The 16,381-nt window shown below is 37.1% G+C and carries 15 protein-coding genes; 11 read left to right on the top strand and 4 right to left on the bottom strand.

Annotated features, from left to right (window positions below; translation table 11 throughout):
- Positions 1 to 84: 84 nt before the first annotated feature.
- The 7 genes from acsn021_RS18040 to acsn021_RS18010 all read left to right on the top strand — a co-directional run bounded on the left by acsn021_RS18040 (position 85) and on the right by acsn021_RS18010 (position 7,320).
- Positions 85 to 972, top strand: coding sequence for an ABC transporter permease (locus tag acsn021_RS18040; protein ID WP_184092428.1), 888 nt, complete (start codon positions 85 to 87; stop codon positions 970 to 972).
- Positions 965 to 1,738: an ABC transporter ATP-binding protein gene (locus tag acsn021_RS18035; RefSeq protein WP_184092417.1), complete on the top strand. Its 774-nt coding sequence runs from the start codon at positions 965 to 967 to the stop codon at positions 1,736 to 1,738. Before acsn021_RS18040 ends, acsn021_RS18035 begins: the two co-directional genes overlap by 8 nt.
- Before the next feature lie 318 nt (positions 1,739 to 2,056).
- A complete protein-coding gene (locus tag acsn021_RS18030) occupies positions 2,057 to 2,995 on the top strand; it encodes a hypothetical protein (protein ID WP_184092416.1) in 939 nt (312 codons plus the stop codon).
- Between the two features lie 175 nt (positions 2,996 to 3,170).
- Positions 3,171 to 3,893 carry an AlkZ-related protein gene (locus tag acsn021_RS18025; protein ID WP_184092415.1) on the top strand — a complete coding sequence of 241 codons (723 nt, stop codon included), beginning with the start codon at positions 3,171 to 3,173 and terminating at the stop codon, positions 3,891 to 3,893.
- A gap of 61 nt (positions 3,894 to 3,954) precedes the next feature.
- Entirely contained in the window at positions 3,955 to 4,503 is a 549-nt protein-coding gene (locus tag acsn021_RS18020) for a 2'-5' RNA ligase family protein (RefSeq protein ID WP_184092414.1), read from the top strand.
- A 261-nt stretch (positions 4,504 to 4,764) separates the two neighbouring features.
- Entirely contained in the window at positions 4,765 to 5,397 is a 633-nt protein-coding gene (locus acsn021_RS18015; RefSeq protein WP_184092413.1) for a Fe-only nitrogenase accessory AnfO family protein, read from the top strand.
- Positions 5,398 to 5,577: 180 nt separating this feature from the next.
- Positions 5,578 to 7,320 carry a choice-of-anchor A family protein gene (locus acsn021_RS18010; protein WP_184092412.1) on the top strand — a complete coding sequence of 581 codons (1,743 nt, stop codon included), beginning with the start codon at positions 5,578 to 5,580 and terminating at the stop codon, positions 7,318 to 7,320.
- Between the two features lie 348 nt (positions 7,321 to 7,668).
- Here acsn021_RS18010 and acsn021_RS18005 read toward each other — a convergent pair whose 3' ends face one another.
- A complete protein-coding gene (locus acsn021_RS18005; RefSeq protein ID WP_184092411.1) occupies positions 7,669 to 8,142 on the bottom strand; it encodes a pyridoxamine 5'-phosphate oxidase family protein in 474 nt (157 codons plus the stop codon).
- A gap of 404 nt (positions 8,143 to 8,546) precedes the next feature.
- Here acsn021_RS18005 and acsn021_RS18000 point away from each other — a divergent pair, with 404 nt between their 5' ends.
- Complete coding sequence (locus acsn021_RS18000) at positions 8,547 to 10,367, top strand: glycoside hydrolase family 2 protein (protein ID WP_243167832.1); 1,821 nt, start codon at positions 8,547 to 8,549, stop codon at positions 10,365 to 10,367.
- An 85-nt stretch (positions 10,368 to 10,452) separates the two neighbouring features.
- On the opposite strand, the gene acsn021_RS17995 is transcribed toward acsn021_RS18000, so the two are convergent.
- Positions 10,453 to 11,754, bottom strand: coding sequence for a metallopeptidase TldD-related protein (locus tag acsn021_RS17995; RefSeq protein WP_184092410.1), 1,302 nt, complete (start codon positions 11,752 to 11,754; stop codon positions 10,453 to 10,455).
- Positions 11,755 to 11,787: 33 nt separating this feature from the next.
- Positions 11,788 to 13,218, bottom strand: a complete 1,431-nt coding sequence (locus acsn021_RS17990; protein WP_184092409.1) for a TldD/PmbA family protein — start codon at positions 13,216 to 13,218, stop codon at positions 11,788 to 11,790.
- A 391-nt stretch (positions 13,219 to 13,609) separates the two neighbouring features.
- Between acsn021_RS17990 and acsn021_RS17985 the strand changes: the two genes are divergently transcribed.
- The 3 genes from acsn021_RS17985 to acsn021_RS17975 are packed head-to-tail and all read left to right on the top strand — an operon-like array spanning position 13,610 to position 15,327.
- Complete coding sequence (locus tag acsn021_RS17985; RefSeq protein ID WP_184092408.1) at positions 13,610 to 13,978, top strand: GntR family transcriptional regulator; 369 nt, start codon at positions 13,610 to 13,612, stop codon at positions 13,976 to 13,978.
- On the top strand, positions 13,956 to 14,654 hold the full coding sequence (locus acsn021_RS17980; RefSeq protein ID WP_184092407.1) for an ABC transporter ATP-binding protein: 699 nt from the start codon (positions 13,956 to 13,958) through the stop codon (positions 14,652 to 14,654). The genes acsn021_RS17985 and acsn021_RS17980 overlap by 23 nt, the downstream gene beginning before the upstream one ends.
- Complete coding sequence (locus acsn021_RS17975) at positions 14,647 to 15,327, top strand: hypothetical protein (RefSeq protein WP_184092406.1); 681 nt, start codon at positions 14,647 to 14,649, stop codon at positions 15,325 to 15,327. The genes acsn021_RS17980 and acsn021_RS17975 overlap by 8 nt, the downstream gene beginning before the upstream one ends.
- Before the next feature lie 96 nt (positions 15,328 to 15,423).
- Here acsn021_RS17975 and acsn021_RS17970 read toward each other — a convergent pair whose 3' ends face one another.
- Positions 15,424 to 16,275, bottom strand: a complete 852-nt coding sequence (locus acsn021_RS17970; RefSeq protein ID WP_184092405.1) for an aldo/keto reductase — start codon at positions 16,273 to 16,275, stop codon at positions 15,424 to 15,426.
- Between the last annotated feature and the right edge of the window lie 106 nt (positions 16,276 to 16,381).

Below are 16,381 nucleotides of genomic sequence, written 5' to 3'. Positions count from 1 at the left end.
TTATCCGTGATAAAGAGGGAAGAGGCGATTAATCATCCCCAGTGAGGAAAGGCAGGAAAGAAAGCTATGTTAGGATTAGAAGGTCTGTTCAGATTAATACTGGGCGTATTTGAAGAAGGGTTTATATATGCGGTCATGGCTCTTGGAGTATATATAACTTATAAAATATTGGATTTTCCCGATTTGTCGGTTGACGGTACCTTTCCGCTTGGAGGTGCAGTTGCGGCTATCCTGATTGTAGCAGGCGTAAATCCTTTGGTAACTTTATTTCTTGCTTTTTTAGCAGGTGCTTTTGTTGGTATGCTTACAGGAATTATACACGTTAAATTCAAAGTTAGGGATCTTTTATCCGGTATTATTATAATGACGGCTTTGTATTCTATAAACTTGCGAATTGCAGGAAAATCAAATGTAGCAATATTTAGTAAGGAAAGTATATTTGAAAATTCTTTTCTTGATAAAGTGGTACCGGAGCCTGTTAAATTTCTTGTACCGATCATTATTCTGTTGCTTATCATTATTATTATGAAGTTATTACTGGACTTCTATTTGAAAACGAAGTCCGGCTATCTCCTAAGGGCTGTGGGGGACAATGAGGTTTTAGTAACATCTCTTGCAAAGGATAAAGGAGCAGTAAAAATTATAGGTCTTGCCATTGCCAACGGATTCGCTGCACTGGCAGGCTGTATATATACACAAAAACATGGATTCTTTGAGATTTCCATAGGTACCGGAGCCATTGTAATTGGTTTGGCAAGTGTTATTATTGGAACCAGTCTTTTTAAGAAAAGGGGGAAGGTAAAAGCAACAACGGCTGTAATAGCCGGGTCTGTTCTTTATAAAGCTTGTGTCTCCATCGCTATTTCCTTTGGCATGGCAGCATCTGATTTAAAGTTGATTACTTCGGTTTTATTCCTTGCAATTTTAATTATCAGCTACGAGAGAAAAAGGAGGGTAAAGACCAATGCTTGAACTAATAAATATTAATAAATATTATAACCCAGGAACAGTAAATGAAATGTGCTTGTTTAATGATTTTAATCTGACGGTAAAGGATAAAGAATTTGTTTCTGTGGTGGGAAGCAACGGCTCAGGTAAGACCTCTATGTTAAATATTATTTGCGGAAGCATACCTATTGATAATGGCAAAATATATATTAACCAGGCGGATATTACCAATATGCCCGAATATAAAAGACAGAGAAAAATAGGCAGGGTATATCAGAATCCGGCTATGGGCACCTGTCCTACTATGACAATATTAGAAAATATGTCTTTAGCTGATAATAAAGGAAAAGCGTTTAATCTCTCTATGGGCACGAATAAAAAAAGAATCAATGAATACCGGGAAAGTTTGAGAAAATTAAACCTAGGATTAGAGGATAAGATGGACATACCGGTTGGTTCCTTATCCGGAGGGCAGCGTCAGGCTATGGCATTGTTAATGTCCACTATGACACCCATAGAATTCCTAATTCTAGATGAGCATACAGCCGCTCTTGACCCGAAAACGGCAGAACGGATTATGGAGTTAACCGATGAAATAGTAAAAGAGAAAGAATTAACAACGATTATGGTTACCCATAACCTAAGATATGCAGTAGAATATGGAAGCCGACTTTTAATGATGCATCGGGGAGAGCCGGTAATTGATAAGTCTGACAGTGAAAAAGCAGACCTTGAAATACAGAATATTCTGGATAAATTCAATGAAATAAGCATAGAATGTGGTAATTAGTATATAAAAACATATAGGTCTGTCAAAAAACAGACATTCCACAGATAAAGTATAATAATGCGTCTTGATATAGCTTAAAAAGCTGTAGCAGGGCGCATTTGTTATGAATAAGATTATCATATGTGAATGGATTCTTTATCGTATAAGAAAGTGATTTTTGCCTGTAATAAAAACATATACAAATATTAATGTAACCTTAATGTTTTAAGATTCTTATATATGGTAAAGTATAGATAGCATACGGGAAATAAGAATACGGATAAGGATTATTTACAGACAGATTTACAGAGACGAAAGGGTTTCAGATAGGAGTAATATATGTATGATGAAATGAATCAAGAATTAGAAAAGTTAAGAGTTGGAATACAGAAAGATAAAAAGAAGTTGAATATCATAAAGGATTTAGAAAAGCAGCTTATGGAACTGGAGCGTAAAGAAGCTGATCTTAGCTGGCAATTGAAAAAAGAAGAGGAAGATGTGGAAAAGCTAAACAAAGCCAGTATTACAGTTATGTTTTATACTATTTTGGGAAGCAAGGATAAACAAATGGAAAAAGAACGGCAGGAAGCTCTGGCAGTAAGACTTAAACTAGAGGAAACGTTGTCTGAGATGGATGCTATAAAAAACTCTATCTATAAGCTTCGTACTGAACGAATGGAATATTCCGGATATGAGCAAAAATATAATACTTTATATGAGCAAAAATATAATTTGCTTAAGAACAGTGGAAGAGAAGATGCAAAGCAAATTATTGATATTGAAGAAGCCATATCTTTTTGTCAGAGTAATCTAAAAGAGATTGAGGAAGCTATTACAGTGGGCAAGCGTATTATAGACAGGGTTTTAAGTGCAGAATCCAGCTTATCTAGTGCAGAAGGCTGGGGAGTTTGGGATATGCTAGGCGGTGGACTTATTACGGATATGGTAAAGCATTCACATATTGATGATGCTAAGGCGGCTGTATCCGAAATACAAAGTCTGTTAAATCAATTCCGTTCTGAACTTACAGATATAAAGATTGAATCAGATATAGAAATTAATATCGAGGGATTTGTAAAGTTTGCAGACTTTTTCTTTGACGGATTAATAGCTGATTGGGTAATTCAATCAAGGATTAATGATTCCAAAGAAAGCGTATCTCAAGTAAAACGTGGTGTAGAGTCTGTACTTAGCAGGTTGGAAAATATGAAAAGAGCAGCAAAAGGACAGATAACAGGATTAAGAACACAATTAACAATCCTTGTGGAAAGTAAGTAAAAAGGATTAAATAGTATAATAAGTAAGAATTTAAGAAAACTTAAAGAAGGTAAATATTGAATAAATGTTTGCTATCAGTTATAATGGTAAATATAGTAAGGTATAATACAAGGATAATATAGTAAAGAGTTAAGTTCCGAGTATGCTTAGCTATATTATTAAGGGAGGAAACTTCATGATAACAAGCAATGGAACCTTTATAATGGAGGGGCTTGAGAAGGAAGATTCTAAGAGGCTTAAGAATCACAAAGAATTGACCAAGCTGGTGAATACCATAGGCTTTCTGCCGTTGTTCAAAAGTAATGTGCCTGGTTTTTCAGTGGAAGAGCAAACGGATAAAAATGCCTGGTGGACTGGAAAAAAATCAGAAGATCCCTGGGAATGGAGAGCCTTAATTGCTGACGAAGGAGATATTGCTTATGGCAAGTTTTTTTCAGGTAAAGCCGGTTTTATCTCTAAAGAATGGTATCCGATATTTGCTGCCTATCGCAGAGACGGTTATGACTTTGATAGTCGTTATGAGGATGGTCTGGCTTCTAGAAAAGCAAAAAATATCATTGATATCCTGACGGAGCACAAAACACTTCTTTCTAATGAAATGAAAATGATGGCAGGGTTTGGAAAAGGAGGGGAAAAGGGTTTTGATACGGTAATGTCTACGTTACAAATGCAGACATACATAACCGTAAGAGGCTTTGTTCGTAAGAAAAACAAGAAAAATCAAGAATATGGTTGGCCGGTGGCAGTATATTCCTTATCAGAAGACTTATTTGGAGAAGAGTATGTAAAAAGTGAATATAGGTTATCTGCCGGAGAAGCTAAGGATAAAATTGTGAAACAATTGCAACAATACTATCCAGAGGCTTCCATTGATGAACTTAGGAAGTGTATAAAATAAATACAGCATAATAAATGTTAAAAGCATTTTTTATGATATAGATTGGAAAGGGGTTTAGAATATGGGTGGTAAATTCTATTGCGTGATGGGTTTGTTTGACCAAAAAACCAACCGACATTTTAAAAAACTGGAGGATAGTTTACGTCAGAAGGGTTATGAGCCGGCAGAGTTGCCGCCTCATCTGACATTGGGGATTTATGTGGGGCTGGATGAGAAAAAACTATTGACCTGGGTGGATGAATTTTCAAAGAAACATGAGGCACCGGAGCTTTATTTTAACCATATTGGAGTATTTGGTACGAACATATGCTATGCTGCGCCCAGAGTTGATAAGAAGCTGTTATTGTTTCATGAAAAATTGCATGAAAAATATGACGATTTTAGCGGGGATGAAGGATATCTATATTCCATAAGATCAAAGGAATGGGTACCCCATGCGACTTTGGCAATGGGAGAACCAGAAATCATTAAACCTCTGATTCCACATCTTTGTGAAGAATTCAAACCCTTTACCGGGAAGATGACCCAGTTAGCTGTTTGTGAGTTCACACCTATGAGAGAGATTGGTTTCTTTGACTTGAAGGGTCATTATAACAGAAAAGTAGTATAAGTAAAATTGCTTGTTGGAGGAAAGGATTCATTCCCTTTCCTCCAACTTTTTTAGAACTATTTATAATAAATTTAAGTAAAAAAATTTATCTAACTTTCAATTCTAAAGAATACCATTTTACACACTGCTAGCTGTATAATGTTAAAAAATGCCTTGCTTCTTTTGAAATTTTAGAATATAATCATTCCAATAAAAAATTATCAATCAATTAATATAATAGCTTGTGCTATCAGGAACAGATGATTACAGGAAGGAGAGTCTATGAATAAAAGAATTGCGGTAATCTTTGATGAACATGGCAGAACAGCCCGGTTTCAGGAGGCGGACAAATTAGTTCTATATTCAAAAGCAGAGAAGGAATGGAAGGTAGAAAAAAAGATAGAACTCAAAAATACATTCACTGAAGATATGCAAACCGTACGAAAGAATCTGGAAAAGATTATAACTGAACTTTCAGGATGCAACATTATTGTTGGAAAAGCAATGAATGGTCTTATATATCAGGTATTTGATAATGCCGGTTACATAATCTCAGAACTTGTAGAATTTTCTACTTTTATTTTGGAGGAACTGTATCAGGAAATTATTCAAGAAATGTTTTATATACAGACAGAACAAGAAAAAGTTAAGAAAATACCAAAAACTCCAATAGAAACAGAAGAGAAGGGCAGTTACTTTTTTGATTTTAGTTTATTAAAAAATTCAGATACTTCTTATTCCTCTAAGAGTACAATTATTCCCTTTTTGAATTCCACAATATTTAACAAGCTAGAGATTATATGTGACCATATAATGCCCTGGTTTGAAGCGGAAATGTATAAAAGAAAATTAATTTATACAATAAATAAAATAGATAACGAAAAGGTGAGTATCGTTATCACGCCTATTCTATAAAATATAAGTCGGTTGATTCATAAGCTGCAAGTTCTACATAAAATCAAAGCATTATAACTTGTGTCTAACAGTAAAATTCTTACAAACTCTTTTTGAAACTAGCACATATATTCTTCTGTGGAATAAACTAAACTGAGAATGTGGATTCATAGCAATCCGAGGTATTTTACAGGAGTAAACATGAATAATAACTTTAATTACAATGCCTCCATATCGGGTGTCGGAATACCTTATGATGATATAACCTGGTACAACGTAGAAGGTCAGCCCTTTGGATTAGCTTCCGGTTTCAATGTTATTGTATTTAACGATGCGAACAATATTATAGATGTTGAAGGTGCAATGGCAGTAGGAGGAAGTTATTACAGTCCCAGAGGATTGAGCCTGGGCTTTGAGAGAAAGAACGGTGTTACAGATATTGGATATTCACCAGACATGGTAAGATTTTTGGTAGGTGGTAACGTCGCTATGACGGGACCTTTAGTAGTAGTTGGTCATGTCGTAGCAGGTGGTGGTTTCCGTGCCGGAAAAGGCAGTACTTATCTTATTGGCAAAGATAATTCAGGTAACCAATTAGAAGAATTAAAATATCTATACCAGGCAAATGGAGGAAGTCCTTACTGGACGCCCAGTGATAAAGGGGACCACTATGTAATACCAAGCTATGATGTACCGAGATATATACCGGCTTCCAGGATAGATGCTAATGTATCTCAATTTTTTGCCAGCGCCAGAGACAGTATTGAAAGCTATAAGGAATGCATTCAGAATCTTCCCGTCAATGGTACCGTTGTGGATAATTATCATGAGTGGATTCTTCGAGGAAATGATCCCAGACAAAATGTATTTTTATTAGATGTCAGACCAAATGGGCTGATTAATAAAGGAATTCGTGCAGAAGTTCCTGCCGGAAGCTTGGTTATTGTACGTATTCGTTCCGGTAATAATGCGCATCTTCAGTATGGTTTAATGGGGGAAGAATACCGCGCACGCCAAACTTTATATGTATTTGAAGACGCTACTAATATCTTCATGGAAGTTCCGGCTGATATATGGGGAAGTATTTTAGCTCCACAGGCAAAATTTCATGGGCACCCTACCGGAGGTCATGTTAGTGGTAATGCGGCATTAGATTCTTTGGCAGTAAATGCAAATAGTGGTTTTGAATTTCATCTTTATCCATTTCAAGGTGGCTTGGTTTGTGGGGAGGTAATACCGGAACAGCCAGAACAACCGAGTATACCACAACCTACCTGTCCGCCTTGTCCGGAAGCCCAGCCGTGTCCTACACCACCACCCTGCCCGGAGGCACCACCCTGCCCGGAGGCACCGCCTTGCCCGGCGTGTCCGGAAGTAAAGCCGTGTCCGACTTGCCCGGAGATACAACCGTGTCCCACACCACCACCTTGCCCAGTGTGCCCGGCGTGTCCGGAAGTAAAGCCGTGTCCGACTTGCCCAGAGATACAACCGTGTCCCACACCACCACCCTGCCCAGTGTGTCCAACTTGCCCGGAAGTAAAGCCCTGCCCGAGCTGCCCGGAATGCCCGGAGTGCCCGGAAGCTGGTACAGAATATATTGGAATACCGGTACCCATTCCCTATCCGTATTGTCCGGAGCAGGAGGAATGCCAGAAATGCCCGGATTGCTTAATTACACCCGGTATTATTTTTGGATGTGTATGGGGTTGTGAATGCTGCAAGCCTCACGAGTGGGATGTTATGCTCTATAAAATTTGTAATGACTGTGAAACCTTGATTTATTGTGAAACCATATGCCGGTACGGATGTTTTAAATTCGAGGTACCCTATGATGCCTGCTATTTATTAAGGGTTTGCCCTTCCGCTAATACTTGTTTATCGCCTGGATGCAAACCCAAGGTTACTTTGAAAAATATTGGAGTAGCTAACTTTATGTTGGAATAGTACAAAATCATGAATTATAATTCCCCCCTGACTTTCGGTGTTCCTAAAGCAGGGGGAGTGTTATATTGTTAATAATTAGTAATTAATGTTCTATAAGTAAAATTATGCTATAATGGTACAAGGCAGACAATTGCAAGTCGTTGCTATAATAATGTATCCTATATGATGGGAGAAAAGCAATAATCGGATTTAGTAACCAATTTATCAGGTGGCTGTGACAAATTTAAAGATAATATAACTACGGCTGTAGTACAGGTGGTAATTGTATCAGATATCGACAAAACACAGACCATACCCTTTTTCAGGTTATGGTCTGACTAAAAAGAAACCCTGTAAGAATGTTCGGTTTTAGGATTTTTTTAATGCTTTGCCGGTAATTTGTTCTACCTTCAGTTTAAATACAGTGACTGCTTCAACGTGTTTTTCATGAAACGTAAAGGAACTGTCTGTGGAATATTGTTTCATCATCTGGGTAAGTGCATGAACCTTTTGAGCCTTATCAACTAACTCTATGGTGCCGTATCCACAGGCACTTTCATACTCCATAGTATAATTACAAGCTACTTCACCGGTAATAAGTTTGTGAGAGCAATCAAGTTCGAAGCCTGCTTTTGGATTAGCTGCAATTAAGTCTAGTTTCTTCCCTTCTTTTGCACAGTGAAAATAAAAATATAAATCGCTGCCTTCATAGGAATATCCGAAGTTTAACGGGACAATATAGGGATATTCCTTATCAAATAAAGCTAGACGTATAACATCGCATTTTTTAACGATATTTAAGATATCCTCCATAGTAGTAATTTCACGGTCTTTTCTTCTCATAATTATTACCTTCCTTTTTTCATCTAGAATATTTAGGTATGAATGAACCTTGGTTGAATTTGTAATATCATAACATCTTCAGATGTCGGTAGCAAGCTTTATTATCCCGATTTGCACAGTTTTCTCGGATATTTCTGTGGATAAACAGTAGTAGGTATGCTATACTGTTTATGAAAATTTTGTAAAATGTATAAATAATGGATTGTTTTTAGTGTTTTCCAATCTGATTACGGCATGCAGTGGGAGCTGGTATAAAAGTTTTATGAATGAAATTTGCTTTACTTGAAACAATACAGTTAGGTGAGCGTTGTAGTATGTAGTGTGAAGATATAAGCTAATAACAAATAGAAAACAATAGTAAATAGTCAGGCATTATCGGTATAAAATAATCGTTATGAAAGAAAATGGGTAAAACAATGAAGCTGCGTGAAATCGTATCAACCTTTATATTAACAAAAAAGAACAGGTCTTTTAATCAATTAATGACTATTTGGGGAGAAGAACTTAATAAAGAAAAGGTGCTGACGGAGTACCCTAGACCTCAACTTGTCAGAGATAATTATACTATATTAAACGGATTATGGAATTACAGTATACGTAAGGAGAAGAAAAGACCGAAAACCTTTGATGGAAAAATTCTGGTGCCCTTTTCTCCGGAAAGTATTTTATCAGGTGTTAATAGACAAGTCTTGCCGGAAGATTATCTATGGTATGAAAGAAACTTTATAGTGAATAAAATCCTTTCTAAAAAGAGGTGTATACTGCATTTTGGAGCAGTTGACCAGATGTGTAAGGTCTATGTGAATCACCGTCTTGTGAAAAAACATATCGGAGGCTATCTGCCATTTTCGTGTGATATTACAGACAGTTTGCGCACAGGCAGCAATCTTCTTACTGTCATGGTGGTAGATTACAGCGATACGTCCTATCATTCCAGAGGAAAGCAAACCTTAAATCGTGGTGGTATGTTTTATACTGCACAAAGTGGAATCTGGCAGACGGTATGGCTTGAATGGGTACCAGATGAGTATATTACAAGTATTAAGATAACGCCCCATACAAAGACAGAAAGAATAGAGCTGGAAATCCATATGAACCATTGGGAGAAGAAGGCTGCTGACAGAGAAATCCATATTGAAATATATGAGGGAGTAAAAAAGCTGACTTCAGTAAAAGGACAGGGTAACAAATTTTTGATACCGGTAACAGAGCCTGTATTATGGAGTCCGGAAAATCCATTCTTATATGATATTATTATTAAAGCTGGGAAAGACAAGATAAAAAGTTATTTTGCCATGAGGAGCTTTGAAGTAAAAAAAGATATTACGGGAATTCTAAGAATTTTTCTAAACGGAAAGCCTTACTTTCAAAACGGAGTACTGGACCAGGGGTATTGGCCGGATGGCTTGTATACGGCTCCCAGTGATGAAGCCTTAATTTATGATATTGTAAAGATGAAAGAGTTGGGCTTTAACATGCTGAGAAAGCATATTAAAGTTGAACCTTTGCGTTGGTACTATCATTGTGACAGGCTGGGCATGATTGTGTGGCAGGACATGGTAAATGGAGGAGAGAAATACAATATGTTTTTCCTAGGTTATCTGCCGATTTTATTCCCTGGATTTTATAACCGTATTAAGGATAGCTGGTATTATCTGTTCTCAAGAATGAATGAAAAAGGCAGGAACGGCTGGATTGCAGATTGTAGAAGAACGGTAGAGCATCTGTATAATTGTCCCTCGATTGCCGTCTGGGTGCCTTTTAATGAGGGCTGGGGACAATTTGATGCAGAAGCAGCAGTTTCACTGATACACAGTCTTGATAAAGGACGCTTAATTGACCAAGCCAGCGGTTGGTTTGACCAGAAAGGAGGAGACTTTAGAAGTATTCATAATTATTTTCGTAAGGTACGTATTGTACCTGAAAAAAGAGCGGTTGTTTTGTCAGAGTTTGCCGGCTATGCCTGTTATATAAAGAATCATGCTTTTTCTGAATATATTTATGGTTACCAGATATATAAAGATACCTACAGTCTTAACCGGGCAGTACATCGATTATTTGATGTGGAAATAAAAAGGCTAATGGAAAAGGGGTTAGCAGCAGCAGTTTTTACCCAGTTATCTGATGTAGAAGGTGAGGTCAACGGTTTACTAACCTATGACCGGAAGATATGTAAGATTTCACCTATAGAAATGATAAATTATAATAAGACACCAGAAAAATAGCAGGATAGTGGGTTTAATCTAAAGCCGGAAAGCAGTGCCGTATTTTAAAATAATACGGCACTGCTTTGGGAACTTAAATATAAAATTATATACCTGCTACACGGATGTGTTCCAATTTTACGGCAAAGGGGCCTTCAAAATGTTCTTCTACCTGTAACTCTTTTGAGAAACTAAAGTTTCTTTGTACATCTAAAATACTCCCGTTGATAGAACCGCCGGTAACCGGAGTTACTGTTTTGCCGTCATAGAGAAAGGCTAAGCGTATCTCGCCTCCAAAGTGGCCGGAGAAATCATCCATTTGAAAATCAGAGAAATTAACGACATGGAGATATTTCTCCTTTTTCATATCATCAAAGGACAGGCTACCAGAAGGAACTTTTATACTTTGGTACTGCCCGGTTGGGGTTATTCCAAGATAATGACAAAACCTGGAATTACCATGAATTGTCTCTAATTTACTTTCAGCAACAAGAGGCAGATCCTTCATGGGAATTCCTTCACTGCTATAAGGCTCATTGGCAATTAAAGTTATATTAAGTGCTTCACCCTGTACGTCCTCACCCTGTACATTAGAGCCTATTTGATAATTGGAGTATTTAGGATATATCATCCCTGCTGAGGAGCGGTTCAGATAATAATGAAACAGTTCTCTGACATATTGACCGGATAGAAGAACGGTGTATTCGCCGGCAGCGGGTGCAGTATTAGCATTTGCTCTGGCTTTTGTCATAGCAAGGGTCTGTTTTACCTTGGTTTTTAGGGCTTCGGTGTCCAGATTGTCATAGGAAAAACTCTGATAGGTTTCTACATCCTGCGGGGTGACACACTGAGCAACGAATTCCCCTTTCACAGTAGTCTTTTCGTAACTGACATCAATCCCGCGGGAATTAACTATACGGTTTGTTACCTTTTCTAAAAAAATCTCTGCGGAATTTAAAAAGGTATCCTTTTCAGTATCCATTTCAAAGAGAGCGGTCGTCATCTTTTTGGCACTCTCAGACAATGATAAGTCTGTTAAGGCATTTTTAATTTTAAGTAAAGCTTCTTTCTGTCCGGAAGGAAGGTCATAGTAAGGATTACAAACAAAAGAAGCTGCATAGTAGGCGTTTTTGATGGAGTTACTTATTTCAGCTTCCGTCATACCGCTAAAAAGGCTAATGGTGGAAGAACCACGCATTTTTATGTTATCTTTGGAAAAATCATGGTAAACAGTGACAGAATAATGATGGACATCCTTTTGTCTGCGCATATCTAAGGATTTTTTTATAAAGAATAACTCAACGGATTCTTTCAGGGTATCATTAATCAAATACTCTGAAATTTTATTTTCCGCTAAGGCAGATAGTATTTTATCGAACAAGGGTTTCACCCAACCTTTCTTTTTCATTATTATTAACGCCCTGTGTGTCTTTGGAGAAGCTTAGCCAAGGCGAATTTTTGCCTTTATATAAGGGCCTCCGTCGGAGACTTTTACCCATTCCTTATAGCCTTTTCCACAGAAACCGCCTCCGCCTAATTTAACTGTATCAGAAATCATAGAGATGGACTTTAATAAATCGGGTACATATCCTGTAAGGACTATAGGGGAGAAGATTTTACCGGTTAATTTTCCGTCTTTTATTTCACGGGCTACATTAACCATAAGTTGAATCCCCCAGTTTTTAGGGTCTTCCATACCACTGCTGGCATTTTCTAAGAGAAATCCATATTTAATTGAGGCAATCATATCCGCGTAGGTATCGGTTCCGGCTTCAAAAAATGTATTGGTCATACGGGTATAGGCTTTTCTTTCATAATTTTGTCTTCTGCCATTACCGGTAGGAGGTGTCTTAAGATACATGGCTGTCTGGCTGTCACTGATACCGCGTTTTAGAATTCCCTTTTCAATTATAACGGTATCCTGGGCAGGTACACCCTCATCGTCAAAAAAGTAAGTTGCTGTTTCGCCAGCAGCAGAAGCACCGTCGTGCATGGTAACCAAAGGAGAGGCTACCTGTTTTCCGATATACTGTTCTGCAAGGGCACGTTTTTTCACAAACATATCCATTTCCACTCCGTGACCAAAAGCTTCATGAACGATCATTCCGGTAACTTCAGGTGTGCAGATGCAGTCATATTCACCTGGGGTGATGGGCTCACTGTCAAGAAGTTCTAAGGTATACTTTGCCACATTCTCAACATCTTGTTCCATTTCTTTTAAGATTTCGGTGCCTCCAAGATTGGAATATCCATTAAAATAATACTTAATTTCTTCTCCTCTAGATGCCATTACCATAATACTTCCCGTCGTCCAAAGAATATTTTGTTCCAAATCTTTTTTCTCTGATAAAAATAACTTATGTAACTGCTGATATCTGCAAGCCGCAGAGCAATCCAATATCCTGTTATCAAAAGCACGGGCTTTTTCGCTTAAGGTTGTCAGGTGAGCGACAATAAGCTCACTTCCTAAAGTGTCAGGATTTTCTATGTAATCGGTGCTTTCAGAAAAAGAAGCTTCTTCTTCAGGAAGTCTGGCATAAACACCTTCTGTTATACCGTCTGGCAGAAGAGTTTTTAGAAAAGCAAGTTCTTCTTTTATTTTTCTAATAATGCTAGGTATGGAATCTTTTGTGATTTCATTAAAGGAGTATTCCCCATAGCTTTTATTATCATATACCTTTACTACGAAGCCACGGCCATTTAAGATAGTATCTTCATTTATGCTGGTTCCTTGTTTGGATACACTATATACCATTGCTTTGGAATCCGATGCCAGAATAGATACGTAACTGTATTCCTTTAACAGGTCATTTAGTAAAGTCTTTAACAAGGGTTTTACCTGTTTTAAATAATCGCTGGAATTTACTTTCATTTTAAAATGTTTCCTTTCTATATTCTAATCCTGTCATTGAATTCAGGACAATCCTGTTTCCAAAAAGACCGTGAACACAAGAAAGCCCACGGTTTTACAGAACAAGCTGACGGCTGTCATAATTATTATATTCTTGCATTTTGAACATGTCAACCCTTGGAAATATCTCATGCTGATAAAATCCATCCAGTAGTAATTTGCTAATTTTACCAATTGACAATTGAGATTCAGAGAAGTATAATCATTACTGTAATACATAAGTATAACAGTATAAAGCGTTAAGGCTTATTTACCAGGATTGTTAAATGTCTATTCGGCAGTGTCGCAAGCAGGTGCGGCATCCAGTGGAGCAGGAGCGTGTTTTATAAATAGCTAGAAAGGTAAGGGATATATGAAATTTAATGATACAGTTCCGATATATGTACAAATCGCTAATGATATTAAGGAAAAGATGATTAGCGGTCAGCTTAAGGAAGGAGATAAACTACTGTCTGTCAGAGAATATAGCAGTTTGTATCAGGTTACGCCGTTGACCGTACAAAGAGCGATTATGCACATGGAAGCGGAGGGAATAATCTATACTAAGAAAGGTGTAGGAAGCTTCATACAAGAGGGAAGTAATCAGGCTTTGCAAGTTAGTATGGTAGGGCGGCAGGTGCGGGAATTTGTGCGTCGAATGAAACATATGGGAATGACAGATGATAGAATAATGCAAATGGTTGAGGAGGCTATTGAGGATGAAAAAAATTATAGAAGTTGAGAATTTATATAAGGCATTTGGAAGAAAAAAGGTACTTACTAACATATCATTTTCAATTGAAGCGGGACGTATTATCGGTTTACTGGGCGAGAATGGTGTTGGCAAAACCACACTATTAAAAGTCCTGGCGGATTTATATAAACCCGATAAAGGACACATATGGATTATAGAAGAGGAATCGTCAATCAAAACCCATAAATATATATCATATATGATTCATACGGAGCAACTAAGTGACTGGATGACAATACAACAGGCGATTTATTATTTTAAAGATTTGTTCCCTGATTTTGATACAAAGAAAGCTTTCCTTTTATGTGACATCTTTCAATTAAGTCCTAAGGATAAGGTTAAACGGTTATCGAAAGGGAATCAGGAGCGGGTAATGCTTTTATTGACTATTTCAAGAGAGGCATATTTGTATATATTGGATGAACCCTTAGAAGGCCTTGATATCCGAATGAAAAAAAGTATGATTGAAATACTTATTAGTAACATTAAAGAAGATGCCTCCATATTAATTTCTACTCATATGGTACGAGAAATGGAAGAAATCTTTGATGAGGTTATGGTTTTGCATAATAACCAATTAATTGCTGCCAATGCAGACGATATCAGAGAACAGAAGCAGCAATCCATAGAAGAATTTTATCTGGAGGTAACAAAGAATGCTTAGAATATTAAAATGGGAATTTATACGGAGATTACGAGAACAGGGTATCTTTTATGTTGTGCTGGTAATAATAAGTGGAAGTTTGTATATATTAAAAGATGTTGACAGGACAAAGGATTTTCTACCTGCAATGGGTTCGCTCTATGGTGGCTTTTTATATGTCTTAATAAATATATTTAGCATTTTATACTTAATTTATGGTGTGAGAAAACCCGTTCACACGGTGGAGCATTTATCCTATTTGAGTATTTATAAGGTCTTAGGTGCTAAGTTAATTAATAATGGTATTTTCTACTTTTTTATGTATTTCGGGCTTAAATTCCTTGAGCGTGGTTTAAGCTTTTATAATACAGAGAATGTAAGGTATTTGGTTATTGGGGTTCCCTTTGATTCCTTTGCATATCAGTTTTCCTTTATTTTGCCATGTGCTGTTTTGTTACTATATTTAATCCTTATGAGTTTTTCGCTAACCAAACAGTTTCCACTAATAAGTATGTTTATTGTTTTGGGGATACTGATGTGGGTAGTGTATATTACCGGGTTTGGTAATCCTATAAGACAATATTTAATGCTTCAACATGATAATGTCGGTTATATCGTAAATATTTTAGTTTTTAGTATTCTATTTTATTCTTGCTGCAAATTATATGAAAAGAAATTTGAGTTATCCGTTTAACATAGGGCTTTATGAAACAACGAGAATAAAGAAACAACAGAGAAGTGTAGGAATTGTTTAGCTGCTCTGCTGTTTCTTTATATCTTGCTTAGAGGATTAGAAGTTAGTTGTATCAGGATCTCTGGTAGGGCCGCAGCACTCTGTAAGACCTGCAATGAGAGCCACATCGTCCAAAGATATTTCGAAATCAAAGACATCACCGTTCTCACGGATTCTTTCAGGGGTAACTGATTTGGGAAGAGGAAGGTATCCCATTTGTAAGCTCCAGCGAACACAGATTTGAGCAATGGACTTATTGTATTTTTTGGATAATTCCTGCATTTCTTTTACTTCAAATACACGTCCTGTACCCAAGGGACTGTAAGCTTCTAATTGAATTTGATTTGATTTGCAGTAGCTTACGGCAGCTTCCTGTGTTTCACCTGGGCATAGACGAATCTGGTTAACCATAGGTTTGATTTTAGCTGTTTCTAACAAGGCATCCATATGATGAGGCATAAAATTGCTAACACCAATGGCACGAATCTTTCCTGCTTTATAAAGTTCTTCGAATGCCTTCCAGCTTCCGGCATTGGCTTCTTTCCAAGTATCTCTGAATTTGATTGGATTAGGCCAATGTATTAAGTATAAATCCAAATAGTCCAGTTCCAACTTTTTCATAGTCAGTTCAAAAGCCGCAAGGGTAGCTTCATATCCGTGGTCGTTATTATGAAGCTTACTGGTAATAAATAATTCCTCTCTGGGAACATAGCTTTCTTTTACGGCAAGACCAACACTTTCTTCGTTATTATAGCCTGCGGCTGTATCGATATGTCTATAACCTGCGGCAATGGCTTCTTTTACAGAGCTTACAGCAACTTCACCATCCGGTGTCTGCCAGGTACCAAAGCCTATACAGGGAATATTGACACCATTGTATAGTTCATACGTATCTTTTAATGATTTCATAGGTTAACCTCCTTGGTAATGAAATAGATATCATATAACATTATAAAACTTAGAGTTAACTCTAGGTCAAGTGTTTTGAGCAACATTTCTTAAAAATGAAAAAAGC

It is taken from the genome of Anaerocolumna cellulosilytica (assembly GCF_014218335.1).
Taxonomy (GTDB): domain Bacteria; phylum Bacillota; class Clostridia; order Lachnospirales; family Lachnospiraceae; genus Anaerocolumna; species Anaerocolumna cellulosilytica.
Note: the sequence above shows the minus strand (reverse complement) of the source record. Positions and strands in the feature narration are given on the sequence as shown.